20 protein-coding genes and 1 pseudogene are annotated in these 22,640 nt (G+C 45.8%); 6 read left to right on the top strand and 15 right to left on the bottom strand.

Annotated features, from left to right (window positions below; all coding sequences use genetic code 11):
- Positions 1-25: 25 nt before the first annotated feature.
- The 4 genes from kdpC to IAE55_RS34400 all read right to left on the bottom strand — a co-directional run bounded on the left by kdpC (position 26) and on the right by IAE55_RS34400 (position 4,682).
- The gene (gene kdpC, locus IAE55_RS27005) at positions 26-640 is read right to left on the bottom strand and encodes a potassium-transporting ATPase subunit KdpC (protein WP_200634369.1); all 615 of its coding nucleotides are present in this window, start codon (positions 638-640) and stop codon (positions 26-28) included.
- A gap of 150 nt (positions 641-790) precedes the next feature.
- Entirely contained in the window at positions 791-2,824 is a 2,034-nt protein-coding gene (gene kdpB, locus IAE55_RS27000) for a potassium-transporting ATPase subunit KdpB (RefSeq protein WP_200634368.1), read from the bottom strand.
- A gap of 25 nt (positions 2,825-2,849) precedes the next feature.
- Positions 2,850-4,532, bottom strand: coding sequence for a potassium-transporting ATPase subunit KdpA (kdpA, locus tag IAE55_RS26995; protein WP_200634367.1), 1,683 nt, complete (start codon positions 4,530-4,532; stop codon positions 2,850-2,852).
- Between the two features lie 30 nt (positions 4,533-4,562).
- On the bottom strand, positions 4,563-4,682 hold the full coding sequence (locus IAE55_RS34400; RefSeq protein ID WP_200634366.1) for a potassium-transporting ATPase subunit F: 120 nt from the start codon (positions 4,680-4,682) through the stop codon (positions 4,563-4,565).
- A 777-nt stretch (positions 4,683-5,459) separates the two neighbouring features.
- On the opposite strand from IAE55_RS34400, the gene IAE55_RS26985 reads away from it, so the two are divergent.
- Positions 5,460-7,022, top strand: coding sequence for an ATP-binding protein (locus IAE55_RS26985; protein ID WP_200634365.1), 1,563 nt, complete (start codon positions 5,460-5,462; stop codon positions 7,020-7,022).
- A complete protein-coding gene (locus IAE55_RS26980; RefSeq protein ID WP_145156443.1) occupies positions 7,015-7,710 on the top strand; it encodes a response regulator in 696 nt (231 codons plus the stop codon). Before IAE55_RS26985 ends, IAE55_RS26980 begins: the two co-directional genes overlap by 8 nt.
- Before the next feature lie 278 nt (positions 7,711-7,988).
- On the opposite strand, the gene IAE55_RS26975 is transcribed toward IAE55_RS26980, so the two are convergent.
- The gene (locus IAE55_RS26975) at positions 7,989-8,675 is read right to left on the bottom strand and encodes an aldo/keto reductase (RefSeq protein WP_200634364.1); all 687 of its coding nucleotides are present in this window, start codon (positions 8,673-8,675) and stop codon (positions 7,989-7,991) included.
- Here IAE55_RS26975 and IAE55_RS26970 point away from each other — a divergent pair.
- Positions 8,668-9,092 (top strand): annotated as a pseudogene (locus IAE55_RS26970) (helix-turn-helix domain-containing protein); the annotation flags it as partial. The gene IAE55_RS26975 and the pseudogene IAE55_RS26970 overlap by 8 nt on opposite strands.
- Positions 9,093-10,020: 928 nt before the next feature.
- Here the strand turns inward: IAE55_RS26970 and IAE55_RS26965 are convergent.
- A complete protein-coding gene (locus tag IAE55_RS26965) occupies positions 10,021-10,551 on the bottom strand; it encodes a C40 family peptidase (RefSeq protein ID WP_200634363.1) in 531 nt (176 codons plus the stop codon).
- Positions 10,552-10,613: 62 nt separating this feature from the next.
- Complete coding sequence (locus IAE55_RS26960) at positions 10,614-11,339, bottom strand: hypothetical protein (RefSeq protein ID WP_234489893.1); 726 nt, start codon at positions 11,337-11,339, stop codon at positions 10,614-10,616.
- A 483-nt stretch (positions 11,340-11,822) separates the two neighbouring features.
- On the opposite strand from IAE55_RS26960, the gene IAE55_RS26955 reads away from it, so the two are divergent.
- Positions 11,823-12,416 (top strand): C1q-like domain-containing protein, encoded by a 594-nt coding sequence (locus IAE55_RS26955; protein WP_200634362.1) that lies wholly within the window; start codon positions 11,823-11,825, stop codon positions 12,414-12,416.
- Positions 12,417-12,967: 551 nt separating this feature from the next.
- Here IAE55_RS26955 and IAE55_RS34155 read toward each other — a convergent pair.
- Together IAE55_RS34155 and IAE55_RS26950 are read right to left on the bottom strand one after the other, a co-directional pair.
- A complete protein-coding gene (locus tag IAE55_RS34155; protein WP_260986723.1) occupies positions 12,968-13,090 on the bottom strand; it encodes a hypothetical protein in 123 nt (40 codons plus the stop codon).
- Positions 13,091-13,579: 489 nt separating this feature from the next.
- A complete protein-coding gene (locus IAE55_RS26950) occupies positions 13,580-14,671 on the bottom strand; it encodes a UDP-N-acetylmuramoyl-tripeptide--D-alanyl-D-alanine ligase (protein WP_200634361.1) in 1,092 nt (363 codons plus the stop codon).
- Positions 14,672-14,803: 132 nt separating this feature from the next.
- Here IAE55_RS26950 and IAE55_RS26945 point away from each other — a divergent pair, with 132 nt between their 5' ends.
- Positions 14,804-15,301, top strand: coding sequence for a cell wall hydrolase (locus IAE55_RS26945; RefSeq protein WP_200634360.1), 498 nt, complete (start codon positions 14,804-14,806; stop codon positions 15,299-15,301).
- Here the strand turns inward: IAE55_RS26945 and IAE55_RS26940 are convergent.
- The 5 genes from IAE55_RS26940 to IAE55_RS26920 are packed head-to-tail and all read right to left on the bottom strand — an operon-like array spanning position 15,298 to position 19,331.
- A complete protein-coding gene (locus IAE55_RS26940) occupies positions 15,298-16,032 on the bottom strand; it encodes a glycosyltransferase (protein ID WP_200634359.1) in 735 nt (244 codons plus the stop codon). The genes IAE55_RS26945 and IAE55_RS26940 overlap by 4 nt on opposite strands.
- Positions 16,029-16,676, bottom strand: coding sequence for a polysaccharide deacetylase family protein (locus IAE55_RS26935; protein ID WP_145156435.1), 648 nt, complete (start codon positions 16,674-16,676; stop codon positions 16,029-16,031). Before IAE55_RS26935 ends, IAE55_RS26940 begins: the two co-directional genes overlap by 4 nt.
- Before the next feature lie 32 nt (positions 16,677-16,708).
- Positions 16,709-17,686 carry a CgeB family protein gene (locus tag IAE55_RS26930; RefSeq protein WP_200634358.1) on the bottom strand — a complete coding sequence of 326 codons (978 nt, stop codon included), beginning with the start codon at positions 17,684-17,686 and terminating at the stop codon, positions 16,709-16,711.
- On the bottom strand, positions 17,686-18,354 hold the full coding sequence (locus IAE55_RS26925; RefSeq protein ID WP_186381797.1) for a polysaccharide deacetylase family protein: 669 nt from the start codon (positions 18,352-18,354) through the stop codon (positions 17,686-17,688). The genes IAE55_RS26930 and IAE55_RS26925 overlap by 1 nt, the downstream gene beginning before the upstream one ends.
- Entirely contained in the window at positions 18,351-19,331 is a 981-nt protein-coding gene (locus IAE55_RS26920; protein WP_145156432.1) for a CgeB family protein, read from the bottom strand. The genes IAE55_RS26925 and IAE55_RS26920 overlap by 4 nt, the downstream gene beginning before the upstream one ends.
- Positions 19,332-19,417: 86 nt before the next feature.
- On the opposite strand from IAE55_RS26920, the gene IAE55_RS26915 reads away from it, so the two are divergent.
- Positions 19,418-20,035, top strand: coding sequence for a polysaccharide deacetylase family protein (locus IAE55_RS26915; protein ID WP_145156431.1), 618 nt, complete (start codon positions 19,418-19,420; stop codon positions 20,033-20,035).
- Here IAE55_RS26915 and IAE55_RS26910 read toward each other — a convergent pair.
- Entirely contained in the window at positions 20,028-21,011 is a 984-nt protein-coding gene (locus tag IAE55_RS26910; protein ID WP_145156430.1) for a glycosyltransferase family protein, read from the bottom strand. The two genes, IAE55_RS26915 and IAE55_RS26910, sit on opposite strands and share 8 nt — an antisense overlap.
- Positions 21,012-22,640: the final 1,629 nt, after the last annotated feature.

Genomic DNA, 22,640 nt, shown 5'->3' with positions numbered 1-22,640 from the left:
CGGACGGGGATTTCGCTTTCAACTTTTATTTCGTCATCAACGACTTCAAGTCGATGTTCAGCTCGAGCACGTTAACCCGCGGCTCACCGAAGACGCCCAGGTCGCGTCCGGCCGTATGCTTATCGACCAGTTGTTGTAGCGTGTTCGGATCAATGCCGGTCAGCTTGCTGATACGCGGAATTTGCACGGCTGCCGATTCCGGCGTAATATGTGGATCGAGACCGGATCCGGAGTTGGTGACCAGCGCGACCGGCAGATCAGAAATCGGCACGTCCGGGTTCGCCTCCTTCCAAGCTTTGATGGATTCCTGGGTCCGCTTCAGCATGTCCGGGTTGGACGGCGCATAGTTGTTCGAACCTGACGCCTCCGCCTTGTATTCGATGCTCGATACGCGGCTTTGAAAATATTTCTGATCAATGAACTGCTGCCCGATCAGCTCCGAGCCGACGACGTTTCCGGACGAGTCCTTGATCAGGCTGCCGTTCGCATTACCCGGCATAAACAGCTGAGCAAGCCCCGTGCATAGTAGAGGATAGGCGATGCCGCACAGGATGATGAACAAAACGGCAGCCCGCATGGCGATCCAGGCATAGGAGCCCTTACCCGCCGTATCTCCTGGCATTTTCGACGATTGATCCATGTTATGTCCTTCTTTCCGTTCGGTTTGGATAATGAACGATCGCAGTCGTTCGGATACACCATAGAGCGAAGTAGTTTCATATTTAAGCTGACCAAAGTGGAGGACGGTATTAGACTCTGGAGAAGCAATGCCTGTTCTTTTGTTTCTCGTCTACACCCAGATATGAACGATCAGATCAATCAGCTTGATGCCGACAAACGGCACAATGACCCCGCCGATCCCATACAATACAATGTTGCGGCCAAGCAGCTTCGACGCGCTCATCGGCTTGTAAGAGACGCCTCTCATCGCCAGCGGAATGAGGAGCGGGATAATGATGGCGTTAAAGATCAGCGCCGACAGAATCGCCGACATCGGCGTGCCCAGCCCCATAATGTTGAGCACTTGCATCTGCGGAATCGCTAGCGTGAACATGGCCGGAATGATGGCAAAATATTTGGCGATATCGTTGGCGATACTGAATGTCGTCAGCGCGCCGCGCGTCATAAGCAGCTGCTTGCCGATGGATACCACCTCGATAATCTTCGACGGATCGGAATCGAGATCGACCATATTGGCGGCTTCCTTGGCAGCCGTCGTGCCGCTGTTCATCGCCAGGCCCACGTCCGCCTGCGCCAGCGCGGGTGCGTCATTCGTACCGTCGCCGGTCATGGCGACGAGCTTGCCTTCGGCCTGCTCGCGGCGGATCACTGCAATTTTATCCTCAGGTTTGCTCTCCGCGATGAAATCATCCACGCCCGCCTCTCGGGCAATCGTGGCCGCCGTCAGCGGATTATCACCGGTACACATAATGGTTTTGATGCCCATTTGGCGCAGCTGTTCAAACCGCTCGCGCATGCCGGGCTTGACCGTATCCTTCAAATAAATCAGCCCGAGAATTCGGTTATCCACGGCAACCGCAAGCGGCGTGCCGCCATCTCGGGCGATTTTGTCGCTACTTGAATCCAGATCAACGGGTACCTGGCCGCCCTGCGCGGACACCCATTTCTTGACCGCATCAACCGCACCCTTGCGCACCTTGCGGCCGTCCTTCAGGTCGACGCCGCTCATCCGCGTATCGGCCTTGAATTCGACAAACTCGCCGCCTTCGGACACCGATTGGTCGTAGTGGAGCGACTTGGTCTTCATCAGCTCCAGTACGGAACGGCCCTCCGGCGTCTCGTCACTAACGGAGCTGACGGCTGCCCATTCGCCAAGCGTTTCCAGGCTTTCACCGCCCACAGGGACGAATTCGCTGGCCATCCGGTTGCCGAACGTAATCGTACCGGTCTTGTCGAGAATCATTGTGTTGATGTCCCCCGCCGCTTCGACCGCCTTGCCGGACATCGCCAGCACGTTGAACTGGGTCACCCGGTCCATGCCGGCGATGCCGATGGCGGACAGCAGACCGCCGATCGTCGTCGGAATGAGGCAGACGAGCAAGGCAATCAAGACAGGAATCTGCAGCTCAATACCCAGATAGCTCGCAATAGGTTCGAGCGTTACGACCACGATGAGGAAAATGATCGTCAAGGTGATGAGCAGCGTGTTCAGCGCAAGCTCATTTGGCGTCTTCTGACGCTTAGCGCCTTCGACCAAGTTGATCATCCGATCAATGAACGATTCGCCGGGATCGGCAGCAATTCGGACACGGATGCTGTCGCTGACGACCCGCGTGCCGCCGGTGACGGAATTGAAGTCACCGCCAGCCTCCTTGATGACCGGCGCAGATTCGCCAGTAATGGCAGATTCGTCAACTGAGGCGATGCCTTCGATCACTTCGCCATCGCCGGGTATCATCTCGCCCTGTGAGACAATGACGACGTCGCCCTTTCGCAGTTCGGCGGACGGCACCGCTTTGACCCCACCGGCGACTACTTTGTTCGCCGTAATTTCCTTTTTCGTCTTCTTCAGCGTATCGGCCTGCGCCTTTCCCCGGCCTTCAGCCAGAGCCTCGGCAAAGTTGGCAAACAGCACGGTAAACAGCAAAATAAGGAACACCGTTATATTGAAGCCGATTTCGTCTCTCGTATTGAAATAACCGGGAAAGATGGTCATCAGCAACACGACGAAGGTACCGACCTCCACGACGAACATGACCGGATTTTTCATCATCGTCATCGGGTTTAATTTGACGAAGCTTTCCTTAATCGCGTCTCGCACGATCCCCGTGGTCAGCATCGATTTTTTTCGCCCAGATCTCATATATTTATCACCTCTGGTCCTCTCTTTATGATCCCAGCGTTAAATGCTCGGCAACCGGACCCAGGACGATCGTCGGAAGAAACGTCAACGCACCAATAATGAGCACGGTTCCGATCAGGATTCCATAAAACAGCATGTTGTCGGTCCGAAACGTACCGATCGTCTCGGGCACCAGCCGCTTGCGGACGAGCGAGCCAGCCACGGCCATCATCGCGATGATCGAGATGTAACGTCCGAGCAGCATTACAAGTCCGGTCGTAATGTTCCAGAACGGCGTATTGTCGGCCAATCCCTCGAAGCCGGAACCGTTATTGGCCGCAGACGACGTATATTCGTATAGCACCTGGCTGATGCCGTGGAAACCGGGGTTAGTGATCGAGCCTTTGCCCAGATCGGTCAAGAACGCGATGGCCGTTGGCGCTAGTATAATGAGCGGATGCATCAAAATGGCTACGGCGATCAGCTTCATCTCTTTCGGCTCGATCTTGCGCCCGAGGAATTCCGGCGTTCTCCCGACCATCAGGCCGCACAGGAACACACCGAGTATCGCATACATCAGCATGTTAACCAGCCCAACGCCTTCCCCACCGAAGACGACGTTCAGCATCATCTGGGCCAGAGGAACCATCCCGCCGAGCGGTGTCAGCGTGTCATGCATATTGTCGACCGATCCGGTCGTTGCCGCCGTTGTCACCGTAGAGAAGAGTGAGGATTGGGCGACACCCAAGCGAACCTCCTTACCCTCCATGTTGCCCTGCGACGTGTCGATGCCCATCGCTGTAATTTGAGGGTTGCCGTTCATCTCCGACGTGTAGATGACGCAGAGAAACACGATGAAGAGTGTCATCATTGCACTGAAGACGACCCAGCCCTGCTTGCCGTTCTTCGCGAAACGTCCGTATACGTAAGGCAGACAAGCGGGTATCAGCCACATCGACAACATTTCGACGATGTTCGTCAGTGCACTCGGATTCTCGAACGGATGCGCTGAGTTGACGCCGAAGAAGCCGCCACCGTTGGTTCCCAAATGCTTAATCGATTCCAGTGACGCCACCGGTCCGATGGCGATCTTTTGCGTCGCCCCTTCGAGCGTCGTGACTGTTATCGTCGGGTCAAATGTCTGCGGTACCTGCAACGCCACCAGCAACAAAGTCACCAAAATGGCCGCCGGGAACAAGATACGTGTATGTGACTTGACGAAATCCTCGAAGAAATTGCCGAGCGTCTGCCCTTTGCTCGTAAGGCCGCGGATAAAGGCAATGACTACCGAAAATCCGGTTGCCGCCGAAGTGAACATCATCATCATGATGACGGCCATCTGAGTGAAATAGGTCAGTCCCGATTCGCCGCTGTAATGCTGCAGATTCGTATTGGTTATGAAGCTTATAATCGTATTGAACGACAGCGTCTGCTCCATGTTACCGATATCGTTCGGGTTCAACGGCAGCACGCTTTGAATCCGCAGCAGCAGATAGCCGATCGCCACGAATATAATATTGGTCAGCAGGAAACTCAGGACATACCTTTTCCAGGTCATGCCCGCCCGCTGCTTTACTCCGATTAATGAATAGATGAAACGCTCCAGCCAACCAAAGATGCGGTCGGTCCGGTTCGGTTCATTGGAAAACACATGATAGACGTAAGTTCCCAGCGGCTTGACCAGCAACATCACTACCGCAAGGACAATTACGATTTGCAAAACGCCCATCGAACTTCCTCCTTCAAATCACTTGACGGCTTAAAATTTTTCGGGATTAATCAAGGCAAAGATTAGATACAAAAATACGAGCAAAGCAAAAATAGCTACGATAATCAATGACGATCCCCTCCCGCCGGATCTTCGATTGTCCGGTCGCACCAGGCCATAAAGCCGTAAAATGCCGTGAACGTTAAGGCAAGCAAAAGCACCATATACAGATCAAGCACAATCCATCCTCCTCAAGTGTTTTCAGAGAAAACATGTTTTTAAACATGGATCTTAGCATTTTGCGGAGCAAAAGGCGGTTTAGTAAGAAGTGGTTAATGCCTCTCGAGTGAATGATATAATCAGCCCCGAGCCCTTGCAGGTAAGCTATATGGCCCGTGCTCGATAGTATCCACATTGACCACATGCTCTATTCCTGATTGTTCCAAGTTCGTTAAAATAGCGGACGAGAGCCCACGAAACTGTACGTGCTTTACAAATCGTTCCTCTGCTTTGTTTTGCAGGGGTTATCACCGCGGTCGAGCCTTTCCACACTAGACCCTGCGGATCCCCCCGGTTAATAAGCATTCGTTCATATGTTCCGTCGATCATCCTCTCCATGAATGCTAGGCGAATTCAGAACCGGTAAGCGGCTCCGGTCATGGACCGTATGTTACTCACGTTTAAAAAAGGTGTAAAGCTGCGCGAGCAGTATATCCGGCTAAATTGCGAAAGCTTCGATTGGAAAAGCGTGCTCTTGCCATCCTATCTTCAATTTCCTTGCAAATACTCGCGTTTATAAGAACTTTTGCAATTTTTTATACTATTTTTACACCTGTGGGCTGTTTATTTTATCTCTTTTTTACGGAAAATAGGCTTGGCATTTTACAAAATTCAAAGGCCTTGACCTATAATGTAGGGAGCACGAAAAAAGGCGGGAAGTGAGAGGCTGTGCATAGACTGCACTCTTTATGGTTGACATACCGATCTTACGCGGGGATTACACTGCTGGTCGCACTCATGACGATGGTGCTGCAACCGCTCGAGGTTGCCTTCGATTTGGTCAATATCGCGCTGATTTATTTGTTTCCGGTACTGCTGAGCGCCGTATACTGGGGGCTTTGTCCAGCCTTTTACGCTGCGGTTCTGAGCATACTCGCGTTCGATTTTTTCTTCGTCCCCCCGACGCTCAGCTTTACGGTCAAGGATTTGCGTTATCTGATTTCGTTCGTCGTCTATTTGGCGGTAGCCGCATTGACGGCCAGCCTGGCGGAAAGGCTGAAGCAGCAGCTCGCCTATTCCAGGCAGAGGGAAACGCACACCGCCGCGCTCTATGCACTCAGCCGACAGATGAGCGCCATTACGGATATTCATTCCTTGTTGGATAACGTTACCCTTCAAGTCGAAAAAACGATCGGCACGGACATCGCGATCTATATGCCGGATGACCGGAACAATCTGGCGCTGACCCACGACTCCGCCGCCCCCGGGAACTGGGGGCAGGGCGATATGGAGCAGGTCATCGCCTCGCTCGTGTTTGAGCATGGCGAAGCGGCCGGAAACGGTACGAATACGTTAAGGGACTCGCCAGGTTACTACCTTCCACTTCGGACAGAGGACCGGATATACGGCGTTCTGGCGATTAATCTCAAGGAGCGCAGAGGCGGAATCTCTCCCGAGCAGCGGCGCCTGCTTGAGGCGCTAGCAGGACTGACGGCAAGCGCGATCGCTCGCGTGAAGCTGTCGGAGGAAGCCAAGATTGCCCATTTGACAGCCGAATCTGAACGGCTGCGCACCGCCATTCTCGACTCCGTCTCCCATGAGCTGCGCACGCCGCTCGCGGCTATTATCGGCTCGGCGACAAGCCTCATCGAAGGTGACCTGCTATTCTCCACCGAGGACCGAATGGAGCTTCTGTTGACCATTCGGGACGGCGCTCTCCGCATGAACCGGCTGGTGGCGAACCTGCTTAGCATGGTTCGGGTTGAGAGCGGTATGCTCCGGCTGAAGAAAAATTGGTGTGACGTGGAAGATTTGATCGGCGTCGCGCTGTCGCAGGTCAAAACTTTTCAGGAGCATCGCAGGATAAAGGTGCGGATTCCAGAGTACGTCCCGATGGTGCGAGGCGACGAGGTGCTGCTGGAGCAACTGTTAGTCAACGTGATCAGCAATGCGATTAAATACAGTCCGGATCGCAGCGAGATCATCATTGCTGTCACTCCCGAGGAAGACAAGCTTGTCATCTCCGTCGCCGACGAAGGGATCGGGCTGGCCAAAGAGGATTACGACCGCATTTTCGAAAAATTTTATCGTTCCGATGTGGCCAGGCAGTTTACCGGTACGGGATTGGGACTGGCGATCTGCAAAGGGATCGCCGAGCTTCACGGGGGTACAATCATTGCAAGGCCCAACGTTCCGAAAGGGAGCGTAATGGTAATCTCCCTTCCCGTTGACAAGAGCGGTATGCATGCCGTGCCGCAGGATTCCGAAAAGGAGAGTGACGGCTATGAGTGAGCAAGGAGCACGCATATTGATTGTCGACGACGAGCCCCAGATCCGCAAGCTTCTGAAGGTGACTCTGCAGGCTCATCGCTTTACGATCCACGAAGCGTCAACAGGAGAGGAGGGTGTGCTGCAGGCAATGATGTCGCAGCCGGACTTGATTGTGCTCGATCTCGGGCTGCCCGACATATCGGGCATGGAAGTGCTCGGCCGGATTAGGGACTGGTCTAGCGCCCCAATTATCGTTTTAACTGTCAAAGACAGGGAGGAAGATAAGATCGCGGCGCTGGACGGCGGCGCAGATGATTATGTGACAAAGCCGTTCTTCATGGGTGAACTGGTCGCCCGAATTAAAGTGGCCCTGCGGCATGCGGCCAAATCAACAAACGAGCCTGTCCTCCAATTCGACGGGCTCACGATTAATCTGGCGCAGCGAATCGTGGAATTGAACGGCGAACGGGTCAGGTTGACGCCGACGGAATACAATCTGCTAAAAATACTGGCCTCCAACGCTGGGAAAGTGGTGACGCAGCGGCAGCTCCTTCAGCAGGTGTGGGGTAGCCAGCACAACGAGTCCGACAGCCATTATTTGCGGGTGTATATCGGACATCTGCGCAAAAAACTGGAGGAAGACTCGACTATGCCGAAATTTATCGTCACGGAGCCGGGCATCGGCTACCGCTTTTTATCCCGTGAATAAATTCTTCGAGTTTATCATTTTTTCGAAAGAGACTCCTGACAATAAATGAAGTGAATAAAAAAGAGACCAGCCACAGGGATATTCTCTTTTTTAATTTATTTGGGAAGTCAAACCTTCCTACACCACTGCAGCCCCTTTTTCTGTGTCATAAACGCTTTATTATTGGGTTTTCTACTTGTCTAGCACCCATGGATGTTCAGGGTTCCATAACACCAAGCAGGATGCGTTTAGACCAGTTTCCCAAGTATCACGTAATCCTATTGATTGATTATCCCATTCTAGCTAAATTCGCGGCGGCGGGGCAGTGAGAACCACAGTCCATCGAGCCAGGCTAGCTGCTTTTCCGTCAGCGCATTCATTTCGGCAGCTTGAAGGCTCGCGGCCAATTGCTCCGGACGACTGGCACCAATAATGTCGGAGCTGATGCCAGGCTGCTGCGTGACCCATTTCACGGCCGTTGTAACCGGATCCTGGCTGTACTCTTCACACCAGTTCCGAAATCGTTCAACTGCGTCGAACGTCGCTTCTTTCCAGTAGCGCTCCTGGTATAAAGCACCCGCATTGTTTCGGAGTCCAAACCGGGTTCCTTCTTCGATGCGGGCGTTTTTTCCATATCGGCCGGTCAGCATACCCCCTGCAAGTGGGTTGTAGCTGATTATGCCGATCCCCTCGTTAAGCGCCATGGGAACTAGGTCGTCCTCAATCATCCGAAACAGCAGATTATAGCGCGGCTGAACACTTACAATCTTCGCGTAATTTTTCAGGTCCGCAATGCCATTTGCCTTTGTCACCTGCCAGGCACGCCAATTCGAGATCCCGATGTAACGAACTTTGCCTTGCTGAACAAGATCATCGAATGCACGAAGTGTTTCATCCATTGGTGTGTCCGGGTCGAATTGGTGCGCCTGGTAGAGGTCGAGATAATCCGTCTTTAAGCGGCGTAAACTGTTCTCGTTTCTGTACAAACTATTACACGGCCCTTACGGCGTAACACTGGGGCAAATCCCTTTAGAAGGAAACTGCACTTATCGAATTAGAAATGCTATTGAACAAATTATCCAACATTATGATCAACCATTGCGGGTTGAAGAACTTGCGGAAGTAGCCCATATGAGCGTATCGACATTCCATCGAAATTTTAAGGAAGTCACCGCAATGAGTCCGATTCAGTTTCAAAAACAACTCAGGTTGCAGGAAGCAAGACGTATTTTGTTTCTGAGTCTGCAGATGCAGCGGATGTTGCTTTTCGGGTAGGATACGAAAGTGCTTCCCAATTCAGCCGTGAATACACCCGTATGTTTGGGGCTCCTCCGAGAACAGATGTAAAACATTTAATGGAAAAATACGATCCAGCGAAAAGTATGGTTTTCTTGGGAGACTAAGTATTGATACTAAAATGTTCTTCCACAGTAATAAGGTCCATGGCAATATCGCCATGGACCTTTTTATCATTCAATAAAGGCAGTTTTATCAAAACCGTCTACATTATAAATATCCCCCTTATAGGTAATTCATGCAATTCTTGAACCGAATTGCGATGGGGATGTTGGATATCAAAAAAAATAATATATCAATTAAACCTTAGTTCCTGGCTTCTATATCCTTTCTTGCTGTTTCAAAAAGCATGCTTCATGAGACATTTCTTCAGGCCAAGAATACCTTTATAAATTAGCTTAGTGAAATTTAATTGAAAGTTAATTTTCAAAATACTTAGTCGAAATTATCTATGTAGAAGTGAGCAAAGTTGATAGCAGAATTAAGAATTGCCGCTGCCTATGCTCAAAAAGTTAAAATTAAATTAAAGACAAGAGAAGTAATAGAAGGTAAGGCCCAATTATCAGGGGTTCCGAATCGGACAACAGTGCGCAGGAATAAGGTCTAAATGAATAATAGGACTGTTCCAAAACGGCTTGGGGAGAACGAGCCTCATTCCCGCATCTGGAGAGGGTCAAGCAGATTCCCGGCCGGCTGCCGAAGTCGCCATTGCCGATTACACTGATGATATGCAACTAACACTATACAAATACGATTTGCTCTTTAACTCCGTTATCTTTAGATGAGAGGTAAAAGATAGATAACGGCCGATTAATTTATTGATAATTGACCACACAAGCTGAGCCACTTCGTCTAATATTTCCTTTAACCATACATGTTCTTGTCTTTTTCGGCAGGCGGGATGGATACGCCCTCATGACGCCCTCATGTTTATCTGGCGTTCCTAGAGACTCGACCCTCGACGAACTGTAGATAAGCAAAACGTACGATTGGTGAAGAGGACAGGAGAAATGTAAGCATGAAAAAGACATTAACCTAAAACTGAAATGGCGACGGTTTCGAACATTTTCTTTCGTACTTTGGTTTTATGTCACTGGTTCTTTGATCCGCTCCAGTATTTGGACCAAAGCAGGTGAACTTACCGGATTTCGAATCAAGGATATTGATCATCCGTCTTGCAAAGAGAAAATTCTTCCTCCAATGGGGTTTGTTCAAGCTAGATATAAACACTTTGTTCTTCGGGTAGGGGATACAGTGGAGCATTTCATTGTTCCCGATATAAAGCCCTACATGCCCAGGAATATCATCTGTTTTAAACCGTTCGGGAACAGCAAAGAAAAGCAAATCACCACGCTGTATATAATTCACTGCAACTGGCATTCCCTGTTTGGCTTGATCTCTGGCTCGACGGGCCAATTCAACGCCAAATTTCTTGAAGATATGTTGAGTGAGCGACGAACAATCAAATCCTGCAGACTTATGGTATGAAGCAGATTTACGTATATATTTGACGCCTAAGAACTGCTTCGCATATTTCAACAAAGCCTCTATGTCCGATTGGCCCAATGTTTGACACCCCTGCTATCCGTATAATTTACCAAACTACTACATAATTGATACTACTGCGTTCAATCCAAAAATACTGTAAATCGACTATCAGGTACACCGGGTGTTTTATTGGCGTTGTTACGCATTACACACATACTTGCTTCACCAGCCATGTAGGAAGTGTAAACTCGTGATGGATGACGATATCCTTCTCGATGGAGCCATGCATGAAAAAGCGACCCTGTTAAAGTAACATTCAGAAGATCTGTTCTACTTATTGCACGAGGGTTTACTGTTACTGATAATGGACTTACATCGGGATTCGAAGCATTGACTGCTTTAATTGTAAAATTAGGAACGGTTGACGATGGCAATTGGTACATAATTTGCGCACGCGCAGCTCTGCCAAACCCGTTCGCAACAATCATACGAGTTAAACCATCCATTTGTACAGCGGCGGCAGCTGATCCGGTCGCAAGCTTAGCATCAAACCAAACAGGGGCTAGGTTGAATCTTGCATAAGTATTTACGCAATTTTGATAATTGGATCGTCCATTTTCTGCTATTTGTTCATAGTGGAGCCTCCAAAATTCTAGGCATCTTGAAATTAATGTTCGAATTCGTCCTCTCTGGGTAGAAGTGAAACGATTGTCAACAAAAAACGTCATATTTGCTGGCAGTGCTACATCTACTTCGGCAGCTGGTACTGGCACCAAGATGCGCGTAAACGATTGCGAAATCCGCACAGGTTTTACTTGCAGCAAAGAGTCCTGTCTCTGGGCTAACCGTCTCGTTTTTCGTATCATTATATTGCTCCCTTCATTTATCTGAAACCAAACCGGGATAAATTCAATAAGTCTACTTTATTTTCCTTGAACATTTAGACTTCATCGTACCAAATCCTTTGACTTTGAAGTGCTGGATATCGTATTTTTTCATACTTACAGGGTATGACATCAGTATGCGAAGGTTACTGACGGCGCAATTATCACATCCATAAAAAAAACGGCGGCAGTCTAAGACTTTATTTTCACATCTTAGTTTGCCGCTGCTTAATCTACTGGAACCTTATTTTCTTTCAACACCAAATAAAAAAGCAGACCATCTTTTGTAAAGATGCATAAAACAAACAAAACTTCCCAGCAAAATAAAGAAAATGAAATTTTCGAAAAATAGGTAAAATACAAAATATTTATTTCTAATCCACTCTTGACTGTTTCTTTTTTTTCATAGACTCATAGTATTTATATCGTAAGGTATAAATATATGAAAGTGGGTGAATGGTTCTTATGAATAAAAAGGAAAAAGTGGTTACTAGGAATATTGTAACAAAAAAAACTACTAAAAAAATGGTTTCAGCCTTATTTACTGGGTCAGCCTTTAGTGCTTTAGCTAGTAGGAATAGTGTAAACAAAAAAACTTCTAAAAAAAGTTCTAAAAAAATGATTTCAGCCTTAGTTACTGGGTCAGCTTTTAGAGCTTTAGCTAGTAACAATCAATCGATATTTCCGTTTTCTAGAACTAAAGTTCAATTTGCGAACGAACAATTTGATTTAAATAATGAATATAGTACAAGTTCAAGTACGTTTGTTCCAAAACAAACTGGTATTTATTCTATTGATTCCAGTGTGGTATTTGGCCCATCTGTTACTAACCAACTAACTTCTATTTCAATGAATGTGCTAGTAAACAATGCCGTGGTAGCTACGACTATAAAGAATTTTGTTCCAACTGCTGCATTCTCTGTAAAAATAAGCGCAATTCTCAGGCTACGTCCTGGAGATAGAGTTGAAATCACATTTACCGCAAATCGGGAAGGACAAATATTCCTTTCGGAGTTGGGTAATCAAGTATTCACAGCCATCCAAGCGGCAAGATTTTAATGTGAAGTGATGTCAATATTTTACAATCTAATTATAAGCATATTGATCATTCTTCGAGGCTCTAGTATGCTTAAAATACAGGAATGAAATTTTATGCAAGAACTATTTCAAATAAAAACTAATCAATGAGCAATGCATTAGCTAATAAATGAGTAGTGTCGTTCAACTATCAGGGAATGTTAGTTCAATAGAACAGAGGTAGTCTAGGTTTATCATTCAGTCCTAAGCTACCGCTGTTTCTTTATTCAAGCCAGTCAAACACTTATTCTTATGAAACTGACGTTCTCTAACAAGGATAATCGGCGCCAGATCAAGACACCCAGTCTAATACTTTATTTTCTTTAAACACTCTGAATAGATGAGCAACACGTAACGTTAAAAAATAAAAGGCCGTTTGCGATGCTATCATCTATAAAGGCAAAATATAATCGTAATTCTCTTCCAAGCTTTTGTTATTCTTCTACTTTGGCCAAGTAACGTGTGTAGACCCAGCCAGAATGGAGCGTATCGGTTGCAGCATAGGACTCGATTTGAGTCCAGTCTCCTCGCGTTTAGATAAACCGTGCCTTTTGGCCGTGGGCGAGCGTAATCACGACTTGGCTTTGCCGTGTGGCTACCGCCCGAAGTTCAAGCTCTGGCTTATGGATAATACCGATGGCGTCCATAAACAGCAACTGATGTTACTTCCATTTCGAATATTAAGTATATCCCGTGTTCTTTAACAGTTGGAAGAGCCTTAAGTCAATAAGCCTCTTTATTTTAGTTATCAATCCGGATTCTTCTTCGGCTTCTCTTATTGCAGCTAAATGTATCGCCTTCATCAACAAATTCTTACATTTACAATTTTTATCCGATACCCTCTGCATACATATCCTCCTCCCGATAAGCTAGCTGATTAAACATTACCAATTCCTGGTGCTCTTGAATGTCTATATATTGCTTTTATATGGAGTTTTCTGGCCTATCGAATTAACGGAACATCTGCCTCTTAGCTTAATGAATAGAGCAGTTGTCCCCGCCAAAACGACTCCTTTATTTTGTTGAACTAACATTCTCTCAAAACATTCAATGGTGTTCTTTATTGTTTTTTACTATTCTTCGATCAATGATTTCTATTTTGAAACATGATTTATTTCTGGAATACGTCAAAAAATCATTCTCAATTACGCCTTGCAAAGCATCCATTCAACAATATGCATCAATTTAACTTTGTGCCCGTTTGTTGAACCCTTAACTAGAAAAACGGTTTCCGGCTGAAGGTATTTGGAAAGCTCCACCTTTAAAGCAGGGATGCTTGTGAAGTGCTTAATCTTTTTACGCGGTAAACCCGATTTCATCGCCCCGACTCCCAAATATCTGGAATTGAGCCCATAAGTGTAAAGTCGATATAGTCCTTTCTGTCCAAGTTTGCGGCCTTGTGCAAGATGAATGGATTTGGAATACTTTCCAAGATCCTGAATATCCCCCAATACGGCTATTTTTCGATGGGTTCCTGATCCAAGTTGTTGCAAAACATTCACGGCAGGATCCAATTCAGGTTTTGTATTAAAACTGTCGTTAATAATGGTAATTCTGTTAACCGTCTTCCTAATTGATAATCGTGCATAAGGCTGCTCCATCCGTTTCAAACCCGTTCTGATTTGGGAAACATTGCATCCCAAATAATGCGATACGGCTATTGCGAAAAGTGCATTATAAATGTTGCATTCCCCAAAGCAGGGAATAAAAAATACCCTGGTCCTTCCTTTTAGCCTCACGCTAAATTTCACACCATTACCTGTATAAATCACCTTTTCGGCACGATAATCTGCTGGATTGTGTATTCCTATAGTAATTACCTTACCCTTGAAAGCTTTAACATGCAGTAATCTGGAGTTCTTATCATCTCGACTTAAAAATAAGACACCAGAGGGATCCATTCCGTGAATCAGTTCGGATTTGGCGTCAGCTATTCCCCTAAGGCCATTCTTAAAGTGTCCGATATGCGCTTTACCTACATTTGTAATGATACCAATCCATGGCTTAATCAATCGGCAGTGATTCTGGATATCCCCCTTCTTCTTCATTCCGTATTCCAGAACGACTGCCTGATCTGCTGCTCTGATTTGCTTCTTGTAGTTGGAGGTATACCAGGTATCGTTACCGTTTTCGAACGATTTAAAAGTCCGCCACCGCTGTTTTAGAATCGAAGCAAGCATCTCTTTGGTGGTCGTTTTCCCTGCGCTGCCCGTAATGGCAATGATGGGTCTACGCATGTTTTCCCTCCTTTGGAGCCTATAATAGGACATTGCTAACAAACCAACTCTATTTCAATGCATATACATAATAAAGACAGGAATACTAGAATCCATTCATTACATTTTCAATTCTTTAAAGGAGGTATAATAATGGACCTTCGTGAGCGTTTATCACTATTAGGGTATAAGGGTAAGTCCTTGAAAGCCGCGCTCCTAGCCTTCCAGCATGACTTCCATATCCACTCATCCGGCAAGCTGAGCCGTAAAACAATTCCACGATTAAAGCAGTTGACGCAAGGGAATGTTACCTTGAATCTGCTTGCCAGAGTGATCTACAGCGAAGCTGTAGGAGAACCTTATATAGGTAAGGTTGCTGTGGGAGCCGTCGTACTGAATCGTCTCGCATCTTCCGATTTTCCAGATACGCTGGTGAGGGTTATTATCGAGCCTCTCGCTTTTGCTGTAATCGGCGATGGACGCTTTTGGTTGAAACCCAATTTAATCGCCTACAAGGCTGCACGAGACGCTCTAAAAGGGAAGGATCCGACTAAAGGCTGCCTATATTTTTTTAACCCTGATAAATCAACTTCCAAATGGATACGAAGATTAAAGCCCAAATTGAGGATCGGCCGGCATGTGTTTGCCTAGTCCTTATAAACAGCATAACGTCTGTAATCCGAACCGCAGAGCTTGATCTTCCTGCTTTGAGACTTTAATCTTTGGTCGCTAATCTTCCAGGTATGTTTCTTCTTTTCGGCACGTCGCTGAATGACATAGTGGTAACAATCCGCTGAATATATTCGGAAACCTTTATTGTGGCAGCGTTTCAAAAATCCCACGGTTTCTCCCAGTGATATGGGACGAAATCGAACTTTATCGAATATCTGCTTACGACATAGCAGTGTTGCACCCGAAACTTGCTTCACATGACGCATTTGCTCCTTCGGATAACGAAGAAAAAGCCCGCAATCAGCTTCCAAATAGACAAGGCATCCCCTTTTTCCCACGATATCGGCTTTGGATTTGACTAACGCATCCATCATCGTATTTAAATAATACGGCGAATAATAGTCATCATCGTCAAACCGTGCTATAAATTCGTAACGGGCCTTACGGATTGCATCGTTTAAACAAGAGCCCAACTCTTTTTTCGCAGGCCTATGATAAATCGAGATATCTTTGCGTGATTTGCACATACTCTGATATTTCACTAAGTTCATTGAGTCGTTATTTAATATAATAATTAGTTCTTTGGTTTTATACTTCTGCCGATTATAGTTAGCTAGCAGACGTTTGAAGTAGTTTGGCCGATTTGTGCAGGTAATAACCGATACTGCTTCCGATTCATAACGGGTATTGAATTTCCCCTTCACCTTCATCGCAAACCACCTCTTGCCGCTTGTTCTAGCCGCTGTATCCTCATCAATTCCGATACTGTGACAAATTGGAAACCTTTCCTTCGTAGTTTCCTTAATATCAACGGCAGCGCAGTTAAGCTTTGATACCAAGGGTCGCAAGCATGCAGCAGTATAATTGAACCGCCACGTGTGTGGGGTACAACCCTTCTCACAATCATAGAAAGGTCTGTCAATTTCCAATCCAAAGAGTCCACATCCCAGTGTACTATCAACTGGTCCAAAGAGCGAAGCTTACGGACTACGCGCGGGTTCATATCCCCGCCTGGCGGGCGAAACAGCCTCGTCCTTATTCCCGTTGCCTGAAAAATAGCTTTGCCGGCCCTCTTAACTTCTTGCTCAATCCAAGCATTATTTTGCCGCCTATAATCTTTATGTCTATAGCCATGAGAGCCAATCTCGAAGCCTTTCTCCTGAATTTTTCTAGCAATTTTGGGATGTGTTTCAGCCCAAATGCCTGTGATGAAGAAGGTCGCTTTATGGACTCCATGTTCCTGCAGCAGTGATAGCATACGCAGAGGAATTTTGCTTCCGTTAGCGATATCGAATGTTAAAGCTACCCGTTTCTTTTTCGTATCTACACGATATAGAACATCCCATGAACCCATTTCGGGAAGGCTCCCCCTTGTCAGATAGTGTTTTAAATGATCTTGTATTTTCGAAGTTGCCGAATCATATACCGGGCACGACGTGCATAGCTATGCTTCCTGACCGTTAGTTTGCCTTGTTTTCGAATCTTCTCGCGCTCTTCGGGGTGTTTTAGATAATAGGCAACCAGTTCACGGGTCTGCTCCGCCGAGCTAGAAACGACAAGATCCCTGCCTGGTTTAAATAACCTGCGTATCTCAGGTGTATCGCTTGTAATCAAAAAACCTCCCGACCCAAGAATTTCATAGGTTCTTTGGGTTACCTGAGTAAGCTGATTCTGAGGACCGATAACAATCTTCGCCGAGTTATATACTTTATGGGCATCGGGATAAGGTAAATAACCGTGTATCCATTTGTGTGGAATACAGCTTCCAAGTATAGGCTTCATCGACTCCCATTGTTTCCCCCAAAAATCGATCCTTGTACCCTCTTGGACTAACGGGCGAATGAGATGTCTGATCGATTTAATGCGGAAATGTTTAGGGTATATTTGTAATATCCTGGAATATCCATTAGCCACTACGGCAATATCGCGTTTAAAGCTCTTAACAGCTTTACATTCTTTGTGCACCTCTGGATGGTATCCAAAATCCATATGAGCGGCCTGTATCCCCATTTTTTTATAATTTCTAACCATGGAGCGACAGATGGTAAATACGAAATCGGGCTTGACCGTACGCACATAAGGAAGGGTAAAAGATTCATGGTGAGTAGGGTCTTCCGTGGCCCAGTACACATGCGGAATTTTTGTTGATGCTACGTATCTGCGCATCCAATGTTGCTTATACTCCGCATGTTCAGGAGTCCATCCCATGCTGATAACTAGATCCGGCTTAAACGTTTTGAGTAGATGAGGCAGCTTATTTTTCGTCAGAGTGCCAGAAATTTTCACTTTGTGCCCTAGATCCCTGAATCCATTCGGGAGCCCGTGGATCCACATCGGGTGGTTCTCTAGAAATAAAACTTTCATTATTGACCCTCCGGGATTTGAAAATTGTATGATTTGAGCGACAACACCCCGAACCTGAACCCTTGCCTTCTTAGGCCCTCGATAATAACAGGCAAGGCAGCGGTGCTGTTGTCTGCAAAATCATGAAACAATATGATGCAACTGGAGCTTACCCGGCTTTCGTTAAGCACATGATCTGAAATTTGTCTAGGAGACAGCCGGATAGGATAGGAATCCATCGAATCGATCGTCCAGTCGCAATATCTATATTTTCTAGATTTCAACTCGGCTTTAATAGTCCGTATAAGGTTGGGAGCCCTTTTTTTGGGAATCAGCCGATTGTTGGAGCCTCCTGGAAACCGAAATAATCGTGGTTTGAATCCAACAGACTTTATAAGCAGCCGCTCCAAACGGTCAAAATCTTGAAAGAAGTCTTTTTTACTCGAATAGATCTTGGCATAGTCATGCGAATAAGTGTGATTGCCCAACACATGACCTTGGCTGATAATTTTTCGATACATATTCAATCCGTAAGGAGTTTCTTTTCCCAATACAAAAAAGGTTCCTTTAATCCCATAGCGTCTCAGAATCTTCAAAATTTGGTTCGTGTTTTTTGAAGGACCATCATCGAAAGTAAGATAAGCTACTTTTACTCGCCGATTCCACACCTTCCGACGATCAAGATTCACTTTAGAAGTCCCTTCTTTCGTAAGGCCGATAACATGAATTTTGCACGCTCAGTGTAGTTCTGTTTGGCAATTGCACTTCTTCCGTTCCGTCGAATTCGCTCTCTCTCCTTCTCATGCTTTAAATAGTAACGGACCTTCTCCAAGGTCTGTGCCGGACTGGAACTGACAACCACATCTCTTCCGGGCTTTAATAACGCTCTGACCGCAGGGGTATCGGAAGTCAAAAAGAAACCTTCGGATCCCAAAGTTTCAAACGTTCTCTGCGTCAGCATATCCGTATAATTTTGTAGGCCAAGTACAATTTTCGCGGAACTAAATACCTCGTTTGCCTTTTTGTAAGGGATATATCCCCTGATTGAACTTTTGGGAATAGTTCGACCAAGAAAAGGTTTCATCCGTAACCAATTCCGTCCGTAAAAATCGATTTGATATCCTTGCTTTAGGAGGGGGCGGACCAGGATGTTAAGCGATTGGCGACGGTACAGTTTGGGGTATTTACGGAGCACATCTGGATAAGCGTTTGCGACCACTGCAATATCCGTTCGGTATTTGGGCCTAATTTGGGTTCGGAAATGAACCCTCGGATGGTAAGCATAATCCAGATAGTCGGCCGCATACCCCATTTTCCTGAATTTTTTTGCTGTTTTCTCTGAGATGGTAAAAGTATGATCAGGTTTCATCCGTTTGAGAAGAGGAAGGGTAAAGACATCCGTGAAGTTTGGGTCCTCGGTGGACCAATAGACGAGCGGAATTTTAAATCGTGTTGCTAGTTTCCTTACCATTCGTTGTTTCACTATTGTATGATCAGGTCCCCATCCTACCGAAACAAGTAAATCAGGTTTGAAATTGCTTATCAGTCGGATTAGCCTTCCTTGCTCTACGGGACCTGATGCTTTTACCTCATGGCCCAAGTCCCGTAACCCGTCCGGCAATCCGTACGACCACAACTTTCCTCGTTCCAGAAACAAAATTTTCACGCCATCACCATCCTGTATATGACACCTACATGATCAAATTTACAGAATCAACATATATATATTGAAAAGGGAGGAGTAAGATAAATATGTCCTACGAAGCGGTTTACAATATAAAGACGCGGAAAAAGTGTATTGCCCTAACATTTGATGTGGGCTGGGGGAATAAAGTTCTAACACCCGTATTGGATACATTGTCCGCCCATCATGTTAATAAAGCGACTTTTTTCCTGTCCAGTACCTGGGTCATTCAACGACCGGAACTGGCTCGAAAAGTGAAAGCTAGAGGATATGAAATCGGGTCCCATGGCCATCTACACGAAAATTACACGGAACACAACAATGCATGGATTACCCGGGAAGTGAAGAAGGCAGAAAAGGATATTCTCAGAGTAACAGGTGTAAAATGTCGTCTTATCAGGACCCCTAATGGAGATATGGACCAACGTGTCATCCGACTACTTGGTAAGTTGGGCTACCGAACCATTCATTGGAAAGTGGATTCACTCGATTGGACGAATCCCGGGATCAGAAACATTATTCGGAGATCCAGTACCAACGTCAAATCTGGAGACATTCTATTGTTTCATGCCAGCGATTCCGCTCGCCAAACCGCCAAAGCTTTGCCCAGCATTGTACGAAGGCTTAAGAAACAAGGTTTTCAATTTGTCACCGTTTCAGAACTACTCTCCATGCAGATTAAATAATGCCGTGATTTCTCAAAGTCTTAATCACATAGGCCGCCCGTTTTTGATACGTATGTCTGGCAGCCGCCTTAACGGCGTTTGCACGAATTTTCTCTCTTAATTTTGCATTCTTTGAATATTTAAGAATCAGTTTTTTCGTTTCCTTTTCCGAAGACGATACCAGCAAATCCCGTCCCGGTCTAAACCATTTACGTACCTCAGGGGTATCATCAGTAATCAACAATCCGCCGGAAGCTAAAATTTCATAGGTTCTTTGAGTAAGCCGGTCTTCCGCATTTTGCGGACCAATGACAAAATTTACGGAGTTGTAGACCTTAATAGCCTCCTTGTAAGGTAAGTAACCGTGAATCGATGATTTCGGAACTTTTGCGTCAAATATTTTTTTCATATTTCCCCAATATCGTCCATAGAGGTCTACCTTTACCCCTGTTTTTAAGAGAGGGTTGACCAGCTTTCTTAATGAGTTGAATCGGTAGTGTCCAGGCTTCTGAACATATAATTGCGGATAAGCGTTGGCTACCAACGCAGCTTCTCCTTTATATTTCTTGACGCTCTTCAACCGTCGGTGGGTTGCGGGATCACTTCCGAAATCAAGATGGGCTACTTGGAGGGATTTTTTTCGAAATTTTTGAACTGTGGGACCGTGAATTGTAAACACAAAGTCAGGCTTTGTTCTGCGAATCAGCGGTAGAGAGAAAACCTCGGTATAACCGGGGTCTTCGGTTGACCAATAAACAAATGGAGCCCTCGACATTCTGACAAGTTTGGCAATAAGGCGTTGTTTGCTCGGGGTGCTGTTCGCAGGTGTCCACCCCATGGCCATAATAAGCGTAGGTTTGAACTGCTTAATCAGTTGCTCCGCTTTCTTACTCGGCGTGCATGTTTTGACTTTATGACCTAACTTTTCAAATCCTTTCGGTAATCCATAAATCCACATTGGGTGGGTCTCCAAAAACAATATCCGATAAACAGTCATATCGCACTCCTTTAGATGGTACAGATATCACATTATATTCACCAATGACCCGAGTGAAATAGGCGGCAACCTATTCCGTTAAAATCTGCTTACAATGAAAAATGTACGTTATTTGTAACAGTTATGTAAAAAATCAAAAGTGGTTCATCTAATGTAAAAAACAATAGGTGATGCTGGTTTTCTCTGTGATGGGCATTTACCCTCTCTCCATTTTTAAGAATTGCCGCTGCCTATGCTCAAAAAGTTAGAATTAAATTAAAGATAGGAGAAGGAATACCGGGTAAGGCACAATTATCAGGGGATCCGAATCGGGCAAAAGTACGAACTGGCAATGGTCCATTTTGGATCCCCTATGATGACATTGAATTTGTTGAACGCTTAATAAAGCTGAATTGATTACGGAGTACCGCCTTATGGCGGTTTTTTTGATTACTTTTGTATACATATTAGTGTATATTTATGAATTTTCTCATTAATTGTGAAAATATTTCTCATCATTTCAGTATTAGTGAGAATTCCTGCAAAATCGGATTTACATGTTTATTCATCTACATACATCGATTATGAAATCAAGTCTCGGCTCGCCAAAAGCGACCTTCTCCTTCCTTAAAGCACTCCGTATTCAGATCTAGATAAGGTCATTACAGTACCAATTTTCTTGAATACGAAGGAGTTCATCCTTATCGGACTTCGCTAATGGATATAAAACCCGATATCCGCCGCAATTTCAAATGCATCCGTCCATCATTTTCGATTTTGATCCCCGCTCCTTCAAGTTAAAATTTCTGGACATGTTGATTACTCTTTAACGTAATAAAAGGCCCCTTCAACTTTTGACGTTTGTTGGCGGGACCCCAATGTTGAGTCCTACTGGCTCGTCTCTGCCATTGGCCGGCTGTTCGACACGATCTGGGCCGTCACGCGGAAAGACGGCGATCCGCCGATCTCACGCTCGATGATACGCATGATTGGTCGTGAGTTCACCGACAACGATGCCGCTGCACGTCGAGAGTTGGGCTATATCGGAAGAACTTTGCGGGACGCCGGCTTGCAAAGCTATGAGGAACCATCTGCTCGACTTTCTTAATTGCTTGATTTAGTGCATTTGCCAACCCCATTTTATCTTTAAGTGCCCAATTATTTGGTGAAACTCTTCTTCATGATCACCAAGTTCAAGCATATCACCAATGACTAAATGCTTATCATTATAACACGTCAGTTCTTGAAAACTCTTAATTGCTGCATTTACCGAATCCGAACTAGCATTATGTACAGTGCCTCATACGGCAAATTCGACTTGGCATACTGTGGATCAACAGGAACTCTGGCTCATAGAGGATTCATGTATGCACTAGAAGACTGATACCTATGAAGACGGCTGGATCATTAAGAAATTATCATACAAACGAATTTCTACTCTGGCTTTTCTCCGAAGAGTTAAGCTATCCTGCCCGTTAGTTCAACAAAAAGCAGCCTATATTTTCCAGCTTCTATTGTGGCTATATGTACCCCATTTGCGGTTTTAGTCGTCTTACTGCTATTGATGATCGATCAAAATTTTCTTAACATATGCAGAAAATAGCCCGGTTTATTACCGGGCTAAAAACGCTGTCGTAAAAGTATTATTTC

This window comes from Paenibacillus sp. S28 (assembly GCF_016624415.1).
GTDB classification, from domain to species: Bacteria; Bacillota; Bacilli; order Paenibacillales; family Paenibacillaceae; genus Paenibacillus_AQ; species Paenibacillus_AQ favisporus.
The sequence above is the reverse complement of the archived record's forward strand: the minus strand, read 5'-3'. Positions and strand labels throughout refer to the sequence as shown.